12 protein-coding genes and 1 tRNA gene are annotated in these 9,860 nt (G+C 60.9%); 8 read left to right on the plus strand and 5 right to left on the minus strand.

Features of this window, described 5'->3' with window-relative positions; genetic code table 11:
* The coding region (gene rpsP, locus NW809_RS07785; protein ID WP_414401879.1) for a 30S ribosomal protein S16 at nucleotides 1-189 on the minus strand (189 nt) is incomplete at its 3' end.
* A gap of 238 nt (nucleotides 190-427) precedes the next feature.
* Here rpsP and NW809_RS07790 point away from each other — a divergent pair.
* Nucleotides 428-865, plus strand: coding sequence for a TerB family tellurite resistance protein (locus NW809_RS07790; protein ID WP_414346108.1), 438 nt, complete (start codon nucleotides 428-430; stop codon nucleotides 863-865).
* 51 nt (nucleotides 866-916) lie between these two features.
* Here the strand turns inward: NW809_RS07790 and NW809_RS07795 are convergent, their stop codons facing one another.
* On the minus strand, nucleotides 917-1,336 hold the full coding sequence (locus tag NW809_RS07795) for a metal-sensing transcriptional repressor (RefSeq protein ID WP_228375284.1): 420 nt from the start codon (nucleotides 1,334-1,336) through the stop codon (nucleotides 917-919).
* Nucleotides 1,337-1,425: 89 nt separating this feature from the next.
* Here NW809_RS07795 and sds point away from each other — a divergent pair, with 89 nt between their 5' ends.
* Nucleotides 1,426-2,397, plus strand: a complete 972-nt coding sequence (gene sds, locus NW809_RS07800; RefSeq protein WP_414401880.1) for a solanesyl diphosphate synthase — start codon at nucleotides 1,426-1,428, stop codon at nucleotides 2,395-2,397.
* A gap of 15 nt (nucleotides 2,398-2,412) precedes the next feature.
* On the opposite strand, the gene lepB is transcribed toward sds, so the two are convergent.
* On the minus strand, nucleotides 2,413-3,099 hold the full coding sequence (lepB, locus tag NW809_RS07805) for a signal peptidase I (RefSeq protein ID WP_011431084.1): 687 nt from the start codon (nucleotides 3,097-3,099) through the stop codon (nucleotides 2,413-2,415).
* A gap of 160 nt (nucleotides 3,100-3,259) precedes the next feature.
* Here lepB and NW809_RS07810 point away from each other — a divergent pair, with 160 nt between their 5' ends.
* Nucleotides 3,260-3,574: a hypothetical protein gene (locus tag NW809_RS07810; RefSeq protein ID WP_011431083.1), complete on the plus strand. Its 315-nt coding sequence runs from the start codon at nucleotides 3,260-3,262 to the stop codon at nucleotides 3,572-3,574.
* Between the two features lie 129 nt (nucleotides 3,575-3,703).
* Here the strand turns inward: NW809_RS07810 and NW809_RS07815 are convergent, their stop codons facing one another.
* Nucleotides 3,704-4,771, minus strand: a complete 1,068-nt coding sequence (locus NW809_RS07815; RefSeq protein ID WP_414401881.1) for a hypothetical protein — start codon at nucleotides 4,769-4,771, stop codon at nucleotides 3,704-3,706.
* 168 nt (nucleotides 4,772-4,939) lie between these two features.
* Between NW809_RS07815 and NW809_RS07820 the strand changes: the two genes are divergently transcribed.
* From NW809_RS07820 to NW809_RS07840, 5 genes are all read left to right on the plus strand, one after another.
* Nucleotides 4,940-5,677, plus strand: coding sequence for a pyridoxine 5'-phosphate synthase (locus NW809_RS07820; protein WP_011431081.1), 738 nt, complete (start codon nucleotides 4,940-4,942; stop codon nucleotides 5,675-5,677).
* Nucleotides 5,674-6,306 (plus strand): DUF3318 domain-containing protein, encoded by a 633-nt coding sequence (locus NW809_RS07825; RefSeq protein ID WP_011431080.1) that lies wholly within the window; start codon nucleotides 5,674-5,676, stop codon nucleotides 6,304-6,306. The genes NW809_RS07820 and NW809_RS07825 overlap by 4 nt, the downstream gene beginning before the upstream one ends.
* An 18-nt stretch (nucleotides 6,307-6,324) precedes the next feature.
* On the plus strand, nucleotides 6,325-7,146 hold the full coding sequence (locus tag NW809_RS07830) for a biotin--[acetyl-CoA-carboxylase] ligase (RefSeq protein ID WP_099812887.1): 822 nt from the start codon (nucleotides 6,325-6,327) through the stop codon (nucleotides 7,144-7,146).
* A gap of 21 nt (nucleotides 7,147-7,167) precedes the next feature.
* Nucleotides 7,168-8,142 carry a M23 family metallopeptidase gene (locus tag NW809_RS07835; protein WP_414401882.1) on the plus strand — a complete coding sequence of 325 codons (975 nt, stop codon included), beginning with the start codon at nucleotides 7,168-7,170 and terminating at the stop codon, nucleotides 8,140-8,142.
* A gap of 74 nt (nucleotides 8,143-8,216) precedes the next feature.
* Nucleotides 8,217-8,297, plus strand: a tRNA-Leu gene (locus NW809_RS07840).
* 231 nt (nucleotides 8,298-8,528) lie between these two features.
* On the opposite strand, the gene NW809_RS07845 is transcribed toward NW809_RS07840, so the two are convergent.
* A complete protein-coding gene (locus NW809_RS07845) occupies nucleotides 8,529-9,542 on the minus strand; it encodes a glycosyltransferase family 9 protein (protein WP_049749781.1) in 1,014 nt (337 codons plus the stop codon).
* Between the last annotated feature and the right edge of the window lie 318 nt (nucleotides 9,543-9,860).

Raw genomic sequence — 9,860 nt, forward strand, 5'->3', positions numbered from 1 at the left:
AGGCTGAGCGCCACAACGCAACCACTTGAGCAGGCCTGCCGTCTCCAGAACCGTCTCCTTGGTGCGCGGGTTGTAGTAGCCCAACTCCTCCAGCGGACGACCCTCGCGGCGGGCCTTACTTTCGATGGCGACGATGCGATAAGTGGGTTGCCGTCTTTTTCCGTAGCGCTTGAGCCGCAATTTAACCATGGGGTGTCTGCTCCTCGGGGGTGCTCCGCAAGCTGTAAAGGGTTACCAAGAGAAAAAAAGATGAAGCAAGCCAAGTTGCCGCCCCTTCCCACATCCCAGCGGAAGTCTTGGCGGCTAGCTATGACACAGGCCGTCTATTGTAATCGATTTTTCCTCGGCTGAAAAAGGGTCGAATCGACACCAGGTGGCATCTTCGTGGCAAAGTTGAAGAGGAAACCCAAGCTCAGCAGCAACCCCTATGGTCAACTACGCCGACTTGACAGATGAGCAGCGCCAGCTCTACCTCAAAGCCTTGATCGCGGTGGCCCGCGTGGACGGCCAGTTGGACGAAGAGGAGAGCAACTTTTTCCTGCAAATTGCAGAAGGGATGGGCGTCGAAAAACAGGTGGCCCAAAGCTATCTGGCCGACGAGACAGGCGCAACCCTAGACCTCAGCCGGATCCCTCCTCTACACAATGCAGCCGGAGCCTTGATCCTGAGAGATTTGGCGGCGATGGCGGTGGTCAACAACGAGCTGGCGGAAAAAGAAGAGGCCCTGATTTTCGAGATCGGCAAAGCCATGCAGTTCAGCCAGGAGGAGATCAACGAGTTCTTGGACTGGGCCTTCATGGGCCTGCAATGGCAACTGAAAAGCGCCGCTCTGCTGGAGCGCTACGCTGCCGACGGCAACAGCTAGCCTTGGCTTGAGCAAAGCCCAGCCCACCCCCATGGGAAAGGCTTGTATCCACTAGCTGATGTAGCGATCCAGGGCCCGCTGCAGCTCTTCCAGTTCCACCTCGATGTTGCCACTTTCGATGGCGTGGCGGATGCAGTGACGGATGTGATCATCAAGAATAAGGCGCGCCACCCGATCCAGTGCCCCCTTGACAGCGGCAATCTGCAGCAGCACATCCGGACAGGGCTGATCCTGCTCGATCATGGAGCGGATCCCGCGCACATGCCCCTCGATGCGAGCCAGACGATGGATCAGCTTGCGCCGCGACTGCGGGTCATGGTGGTGAGGCTGGGCTCGCCCCGATAGAGGTGGCCGCTCCAGTGCAAGCTCCCACTCCTCCTCCCAATCGGGTTCTGCAGGGAGGGGGGGGACAGAGCCGGTTGGCACTGGGGGAACGGGATCCGACATAAAAAAGCAGAGGACTGTTTGCATGATACCGCTCGCTTTTCCCCGAGAACGTTGGGGTGCTCTACAATAAGGGGAGATATGAAATTTTGTAAAACCTCTCATACTTTGGCTCCATGACCTCTGTGCTCTCCCCCTTTGGCCCTGTAGAAGCGGATCTGGAGCGTTTACGCCAGAACCTGTCGCGGCTGGTTAGCGCCAAACACCCAATTCTGGCCATGGCTGCCGAACATCTGTTTTCGGCGGGGGGGAAAGGGATCCGACCGGCGATTGTGCTGTTGATTGCGCGGGCTACTACGCCGGATGGGGAGATTACCCCGCAGCATTGGCGCCTGGCGGAAATTACCGAGATGATCCACACGGCCAGCTTGGTGCACGACGATGTCATCGACACTGCCGATGTGCGGCGGGGCATCGACACAGTAAATACCCTTTTCGACAACCGCGTAGCGGTGCTGGCGGGGGACTACCTCTTCGGCCAAGCTGCCTGGTATTTGGCTAACCTGGACAATCTGGAAGTGGTGAAGCTCCTGTCCAAGGTGATCATGGATCTGCCGGAGGGCGAGGTGCGCCAGAGCCTCACCCGCTTCGACCCGGATGTGTCCTTGGAAGAGTACCTGGCCAAGAGCTTCTACAAAACCGCCTCCCTCATATCCGGCAGTTCTAAGGCCGCCGGGCTGCTGAGCGGGGTCAGTCCTGAGGTGGCCGATCGCCTCTTCGACTTTGGCCGCGACCTGGGCATTGCCTTCCAAATCGTGGACGACCTGCTGGATTTCACCGCTTCGGCAGAGATGCTCGGTAAGCCGGTGGGATCTGACCTCATCCAGGGCAACTTGACGGCACCGGTTTTGTTCGCCCTGGAGGAGTTTCCCCAGATGCGAGAGCTGCTCCTCCGAGAGCTGGCCGAACCCCAGGATCTCCAGCAGGCCCTGGAGTGGGTTTACCAGAGCAATGGGATCCCGCGCTCCCGCGAGTTGGCGCGAGACTATGCCCGTCGGGCTGCTGAGGCGTTGGAAGTTCTCCCCGATTCGGTAGCCCGCCGAGCTTTGTTTCAGATGGTGGACTATGTGCTGGAGCGGGCCCGCTGAGAGGTTTTCCCAGGTTTAGGTTCGACTCCCCGAGGCCTGCGCCCCTTCAGAAGAGAGCTCCGGATACTCTGGCGGGGTGAAAAAGTGCAGGCGATTGGGGGGCCAAAAGCGGAAGATGGTGTTGCCGATGATGTTCTCTTCCGGCAAAAATCCCCACACATGGGAGTCTTGGCTGTCGTTGCGGTTGTCCCCCATCACAAAATAGGAGCCGGGGGGGACGAGAAATTCGGATCCCTGGTTGGGCACGCCGGGGCAGCGCTCGCCCGGACAGGAGTAATTGGGGGGAGCGTAGATATAGTCCTCCTGGAGCGGGATGCCGTTGACGATCACCTTGCCATCGGCAATGCGGATGCGATCCCCCGGCAGGCCGATCACCCGCTTGATGTAGGCACCGTCGAAGTTCAGCTTGGCAGGCGGGTAGAAGACGATGATGTCGCCCCGTCTGGGGGAGCTGAAGCGGTAGCTGATCTTTTCCACCACCAGCCGATCTCCTTCTTCTAGGGTGGGCAGCATCGAATCGGAGGGGATCCAACGTGCTTCCGCCACAAAGGTGCGAATGCCGAAGGCCAACAGCAGCGCCAGCACCACTGTCAGCAAGTTCTCCCGCTGAGCCTGCCACCAAGCGCGGGATCTGGAGCCAGCGGAGGTTTCTCCTGGCGGCAGCTTGGGCTGGGGCAAAGACGTCGGATCTTTTGACGACATGGCGGCTAGCGCACAAGACTGCACGATCTCCAGATTATCGCACTCAACCGAGGCAGTAGGAGCAGAGGCTGTCCGGTCAAGCCGACGCTAGAGAGACAAAAGGCCGGGAGTAGCCTAGGATCGATAGGCGGAGATACCCTGCTCGTGACTTCCAAGCCCCATGACGATTTCGACAGAAGAGCGCCTAGAGCGGGTCGAGCGGCTGGTTGAAACCAACAGCCAAGCAATAGCTCGCCTCACCCAACAACAAGGGGAGATTCTGGATCGGATCGATCGGCTCTCAGGAGATACCCAAAAGCTCTCGGAGCGGGTCGAGAAGCTCTCGGGTGACGTCGAAAAGCTCACTTTTAAGTTCGACACCGCCCAAACCATTGGGGAACGGCTGGAACGTCTGGCCACCAGCCTGATTGCCGGGGCCACCATCAGCATTATTGCCGGGGTGATTTTGGTGCTGTTGCGGGAGGGATCCCGCTAGGAAGAAGCCGCTCAGGTTGTCGTGGGAATGGGACGCCTGGAGCGAGGAGGAGAGGCTTCTGGATTCCTACGGGCAGGGATTGGGGCAGGAGAGCAGTGGCCCGGCCTGTATCCAAATGCCCATAGGAGATCAACTGCCGGAATTGAGTTTTTCCCAGTCCTGCTGGCGGATGGCGATCATCTGGGCTTGGGCCTGAATGGCCGCCAGCATTTCTGTCATCAGGGGCCAGTCGCTGCCGGGGGGGGTGGGGTATTGCTTCAGCTTCTCGATTGTGGTGCTGAGGGCAGCTTGCAGTTGTTGCAGCAGTTGATGGGCCTGCTGGGCCAAAGCCACAGTCTCGGAGACGCGGAGGCGGTTTTGGCCTTGCTGATACTTGTGGAGGGTCTCCCCTCGCAGAATGCTGAGGATGGCGCCTTCCCTGGAGGAGGAAACCTGGCCACTCTTGGAGCGCTGGGGAATGATGCGCAATTGCAGCACCAGCGGCTCCCCCCGATACATCCGCTCTGCTTCCGCCTGCTGGGGCTCCCCGATCAGCCCTGCATCCAGGGCCATCATCCGCTTCATGGCGGCGATCAACTTTGCCCGTATCGACTCCGAGAGATTCTTAAATAGATCCCGCAAAATCCCCTGCTGGCGGTAGCGCACCCGACACACCAACCCCTCCTGGGGTTCAACAAAAATTTGCTCCGCTTTCTCCTCCAAAGCTCGCCGCAGCATCGAGTTCAGCAACTGCTGCGCCGTCTCTTCCGATTCGTCAACAGGAAGAGGCGGAGCAGTTGGCCGTGCCGGCAGCGGCTGGGTGGGGGTCAGTCGGCTGGGCGGCTCGGCCACGGGAGCAGGAACTTCCCGGGTGACGCGGCTGGCTTGGGCCTGGAGGCGTAGCTGCTCCACCTCTGCCGGGCTCGGCGGATGGCTGAAGTAGTAGGCAATTAAATCCTGCTGCTGCTCAAAAGTAATCGGGATCGGCTCAACGGAGATCTGGGAATAGGCGAGCATCTTGCTCACGTAGTCCAACGCCGCCAAATCCTGGGGATCCACCATGCCCAAGATCAAGCTGTCGGTGTCCAGAGCGAGGGGCACAACCTGGTAGTAGATGCAGATTTCTACCGGCAGGTATTGGGCAATCAGGACCGGCACCCGCGCCCGGTCAACAACGGAGTGTTGTCCCACCGCCAAAGAGGTATCTGGATTGGTCATGGCAAGCCCGCAGTGGATCCCGGAGGGGCGAGGTGTCGTTCTCGATCATAAAGCCTGTGCCCCTTAGCTCTGCGCCCCGCAATACCCTGACTCGTCTGACCGGCACAAGTAATGAATAATGTAATACTAGGAGCATTCATCACCAGCTACAGTGAAAGAAGTTGAGCCTTGTTAAGTCTGGGAGTTAACATCGACCACGTCGCCACCCTGCGCCAGGCTCGCCGCACCGTAGAGCCGGATCCGGTGGCCGCGGCGGTGATCGCCGAGTTGGCAGGGGCAGATGGGATCACGGTGCATTTGCGCGAGGATCGCCGCCATATCCAGGAGCGGGATGTGCGGCTACTGCGCCAGACGGTGCGCACCCACCTCAACTTGGAGATGGCCGCCACCGACGAGATGGTGGCCATCGCCCTGGAGATCAAGCCCGATTATGTCACCCTAGTGCCCGAGCGGCGAGAAGAGGTCACCACCGAGGGCGGTCTGGATGTGGCCGGGCAGGTGTCGCGTCTTAGCGAGGTGGTAAGCCAACTGCAGGGATCCGGCATTCCCGTCAGCTTGTTTGTCGATCCCGATCCCATCCAAATTGCCGCCGCTGCCCAGGTGGGGGCCCGCTGGGTGGAACTGCACACGGGACGCTATGCGGAGGCATCCTCGGAGGCGCAGCAAGAGGCGGAGTTGGCCCAACTGCGGCAGGCCAGCCAACAGGCGATTCAACTGGGCTTGCGGGTGAACGCCGGACACGGCCTCACCTACTGGAACGTCGGCCCGGTGGCCCGGATCCCTGGCATGGAAGAGCTGAACATCGGCCATAGCATCATCAGTCGAGCGGTGCTGGTGGGATTGGAGCGGGCAGTGCGAGAGATGCGTCAGGCGATGGGATTAAGCTCAGGAGTAGGCCCGGCATGAACTCGGAGTACTACAGCTACGACAACTACGTTCTCGACCAGGCTGAGATCGATCGCCTGCTGGATCTGCTGCCCGCCAGCATGCGGGAGAGCGTGAAGATCTTGCCGGCCTCGGAGCGGCAGACGGTGGTGATCAAGGGCCGCCGACAGATGCCCTGGGAACGGCAGATGCGGCTGTTCATCAAACCCTACGAGTGGCGACAGTTCACTCCCCTGCAGCGGGCAGGGCTGTTTCTCCACAAGGTGGGCTACTACAGCCGGGCAGCCTCGCGGCAGATCGACTTTTACCTGGCCATAGCGGCTCTGGGAGGGCTGAGCCTGATCTTCGAGGTCGTGCAGCAAGACCCGGTGGGGGCGACGGTTTCGGGAGGGTTGAGCGGCTTGGCGCTTTGGCAGTTGCGCCGCGACCAGACCAACGACCGCCGTCTTCTGGCTGCCGATGCCTACGCCGTGGATCGCCTGGTGTTGCGCGGGATCCCACGGCTGCAGGCGGTGGAGGCGCTGGGGCAGGCGCTGCACGTGGAGGCCCGTCTGGAGGGGCGCTCCGGCAACGACCTGCTGGACATGTTGCGCTATCAAAATCTGAAGCGGTTGGCCCAACGCCCGGCAGAAGATATCGTGTTGAGCTAGGGCTGGGGGGACTTAGCCATGCTCTCCCCCTCGCGGCTGGGATCCCTGGTGGGCCAGGGGGCATGGGGCCACCACCTCTTGCAGGTGGTGACAACCGACTCCACCAACCGGCTGCTTTTGCAGTGGGGGCGCCAGTTTCCTCAGCCTCTGCCGCCGGGCACGGTTTTGGTCAGCACCCGCCAACGGGCAGGACAGGGCCAGCACGGGCGGGTGTGGCACTCGGAGCCGGGGGGGCTGTATCTGTCGGTCTGGCTGGGATCCCCGCCTCTGCGGCATTCGCTGCTGGAGTTGACCCTGACGCTGGCCTGGGGTGTTGTGGATAGCCTACGACAGAAACTGGGGATCCCGCTGCGGCTGAAATGGCCCAACGACCTGGTGGTGGTGGATGAGCAGTGTCCGGGTTCTCTGCGCAAGCTGGGTGGCCTCTTAGTGCAGAGCCGCTTTGGGGAGAGAGGGCAACTGCTGGGGCTGGTGGCCGGCGTTGGGGTCAATGTCAACAATCCCGTGCCCGCTGGCGGGATTGCCTTGGCAGAAATTCTGGGATCCCGGCAGGACAGCACCGCAGTTGCCGCCTGGGTTTTGCAGGGGATGGAGCGCGGGTTTCAGATCTGGCTGCAGGAGGGGTTTGCCCCTGTGCGCTCCAGGTACGAAGCCTGGACGGTGAAGCCGCAAGTCCAATGGCTCCCTGGTGAGGCGTCGGCTACGGTTTTGGGCCTTGCCGAGGATGGCAGGCTGCGGGTACAAACTCCAGGAGGACAGATCCTCGTCCTTTCTCCCGACCAGGTGCGCCTGAGCTATCAAGCGTCTCTTGCCAGTGGCCCTTCGTTTCCTCCTGAGTGACCCGTGTTGGATCCCTTGCGCATGTCGGCAAAGTCTTTTTGGCTGCGTCTTCTCTCCCGGCCAGGCAGCCGGTTGGCGAGAAGGGCGCGGCTGCTGCGGCGGCTGGGCCTGGGCTTAGGGTTGGGACTGGGCCTGCTGCTCTGCTTCTCTTCCACCGCTCTGCTGGCGCAGACGCAACTCCATCCTCTGCCCCCTCCTCCCTCAATAGGCCCGGCTCTGGACACCCCTGGAGCAGAAGCCCTGCTGTTGGATGGTGCCATTCCCCTGCCGGCGGGCAGCCCAGAGTCTCCAGGCTTGGCGTCCAAACCTGGCAGCTCTCCAACCCTGGAGGCAGAAACCCGCGCAGCGACGGTGGTGGGGCGGGAAATTATTATGGAGCCGCCAGCAACCCAGAACTTGGCCGTCGATGCTCAGCCGGAAAGTGGGGTGCCGGTGGTGCTGATGGAGCGCAGCTCCGGTCGCCGCATCATCCTCATGCCAGGCGAAGAGATTCGTATTGAGGATCCCAGCCAACCCCAAACGCCTAAGCCGCCAGCGCCGGCATTGCCCGAATTGGCGACAGGTGAAGAACAGTTGCTCTATCCTTTGCCCCACCCCGTGCCGATTACCTCTGGGTTTGGCATGCGAATTCACCCCATCCGCGGCCAGCCAGAGTTCCATGCCGGCGTGGATCTGGGGGCCAGCCTGGGCACGCCAATCCTGGCTGCGTTGAGCGGCAAGGTGGTGAGCGCGGGATCCTTGGGAGGCCTGGGAATTACGGTTGTGCTGGACCATGGCGGCAGTCGGCGCACCCGCTACGGCCACATGTCCGAAGTCGCGGTAAGAGCCGGGGAAGTGGTGGAACAGGGATCCGTGATTGGCTATGTGGGGGCAACCGGGGCGGTAACCGGGCCACACCTGCACTTTGAGCTGTGGAAGCGGGCAGGGGGGCAAGGCTGGTTGGTTTTGGACGCCACAGAGGAGCTGAAGGTCGCCGTTGCCCAGTTGCCGGGTTAGCCAGAGCCGGCTTGGGTTAGCATAATTGAGCGGGATCCGAGTCGGCTGACAACCGGCCTACGGGGCCAGCTTTTGCGGACGTGGCGGAATGGCAGACGCGCTAGACTTAGGATCTAGTGCCGCAAGGCGTAAGGGTTCAAGTCCCTTCGTCCGCATGGCCAAACAAGCTCCTCATTCCCGGCCTTTTTCCTAGAGGGAGAAGGAGAAAACTGTGCTACTCCCTTTCCAGGCTGGGACAGCCGGTATAGCGGGACAAGCTCTCCCTGGGGCGAGGAGCGCAGTGTCCTGGGAGAGGAGTTGGGGTGAGGGAATGGTTTCAAACTTGTCCGAAGTGGCTGCAGGATCCCATAACCTTTTGGGCTGGTCTTGGGGAAAGTCTTCTGCCGCTAGCCGGGGAAGATCACTTGCAGGATTTGCTCAGGAGCAATCGAGTCGATCACCCCGTTGGCAGCCTTAACGGCGCGGAACGGCCCTTCGGAAGGCAGCAGCCGCTCCGGCTCAGTGGGGCCAAACACAGCCACCAGGGGAGTTTGGGTGGCTACTGCTAGGTGCATGGGGGCGCTGTCGGTACACAACAGCAGGGTGGAGCCAGCAATCAAGGCCGCCAGTTGGCCCAGGTGGGGAGGGCGGCTCACCGGCAGATCCGGCAGTTGCGACAGAAAGCCCTCCGCCAGCTGCTCATCTTCTGGCCCCAGCAGCAGCACCAGCGGCAGCTCCGGCCGCTTTTCCCGGAAGCCCTTGATGACCTTGACCCAGCTGGCGGGGGGGTAGATTTTCTGAATTCCCTTCTCCTGGGACAGTTGGCTGGCGCCGGGATGTAACAGCACGTAATCTTGGGCAGCATCCCCCAGCAGGCGCTTGCGTTCCTGCTCGGCCCACTCCAGGTCTGTCTTCTTTAGGCGAACCTGAGGCAGGCCTGCCGTCGCAGTGATGCCAAACCCCTGCAGTAGGTCGTGATACATGCTCGCTGCATATTGGGCCGGCTTCAGGGGCACCGGGTCGGTCAGCCAAGGTCGCCCAGGCCCTGGTGGAGCATAGCCAACCCGCTTCGGGATCCCAGTTAGCCAAAGCAGCAGCTTGACCCCTAAGCTTCTGCCCAGGCTCAGCACCGCATCGTACTGCCGTTCCCGGATTCGCCCCAGCAGATCGCTGATATCTCCCAACGAGAGCTGCTCTTTAAACGGAAAGGTTAGCACCCGATTCACCGAGGGACAAACCTCGTAGGCAGCTGCCGCCCGCGGCTCCACCAACACCTCTAGCTCCGCTTCTGGAAAGCGCTGCCGCAAACTTGCCAGGGTGGGAAAAAAAAGAATTTGGTCGCCAATCCCTCCCGGCACCAAAGCTAGAATTCGGGGGGCCAAAGGGGCTTTGCCGAGAACTGCTTGAGAAGCAACCTGCATAGAACATCCTGTCGATAGCTGTAGCCGACCTAGGGAATCCCTGGCCAGGGACGTACCGCGTTTACTCTATCTCAGATTGGGATAGATTCGGAGTGGGCTGGGATCCCAGCAGTCCACTTGTAGCGAAGATAAGGGAAGAATCACTTGGGGCCAGAGCGTTGTGGACGCCGAAAATCAGCTTTTCCGCCTCAGGGAAGAGGCATAGGCGATTTTAATCGCTGATTTCTCTCTCTGCTACACTGTACATACTGACCTACCTTCGTGAAAAACCTAGCCGGCAGCTAAGCAAGACAAACCAAGCAGAGCCTTGGCATTATG

The organism is Synechococcus sp. WC101 (genome assembly GCF_047461555.1).
In the GTDB taxonomy this organism is placed as follows: Bacteria; Cyanobacteriota; Cyanobacteriia; order Thermostichales; family Thermostichaceae; genus Thermostichus.

Bases quoted from the DNA above. Each gene is read 5' to 3' on its own strand.
- NW809_RS07830 (WP_099812887.1), top strand. From the start codon at position 6,325: ATGCTCTCCCCCTCGCGGCTGGGATCCCTGGTGGGCCAGGGGGCATGG.
- NW809_RS07845 (WP_049749781.1), bottom strand. From the start codon at position 9,542: ATGCAGGTTGCTTCTCAAGCAGTTCTCGGCAAAGCCCCTTTGGCCCCC.
- NW809_RS07790 (WP_414346108.1), top strand. From the start codon at position 428: ATGGTCAACTACGCCGACTTGACAGATGAGCAGCGCCAGCTCTACCTC.
- NW809_RS07795 (WP_228375284.1), bottom strand. From the start codon at position 1,336: ATGCAAACAGTCCTCTGCTTTTTTATGTCGGATCCCGTTCCCCCAGTG.
- lepB (WP_011431084.1), bottom strand. From the start codon at position 3,099: ATGTCGTCAAAAGATCCGACGTCTTTGCCCCAGCCCAAGCTGCCGCCA.
- NW809_RS07815 (WP_414401881.1), bottom strand. From the start codon at position 4,771: ATGACCAATCCAGATACCTCTTTGGCGGTGGGACAACACTCCGTTGTT.
- sds (WP_414401880.1), top strand. From the start codon at position 1,426: ATGACCTCTGTGCTCTCCCCCTTTGGCCCTGTAGAAGCGGATCTGGAG.
- NW809_RS07810 (WP_011431083.1), top strand. From the start codon at position 3,260: ATGACGATTTCGACAGAAGAGCGCCTAGAGCGGGTCGAGCGGCTGGTT.
- NW809_RS07835 (WP_414401882.1), top strand. From the start codon at position 7,168: ATGTCGGCAAAGTCTTTTTGGCTGCGTCTTCTCTCCCGGCCAGGCAGC.
- NW809_RS07825 (WP_011431080.1), top strand. From the start codon at position 5,674: ATGAACTCGGAGTACTACAGCTACGACAACTACGTTCTCGACCAGGCT.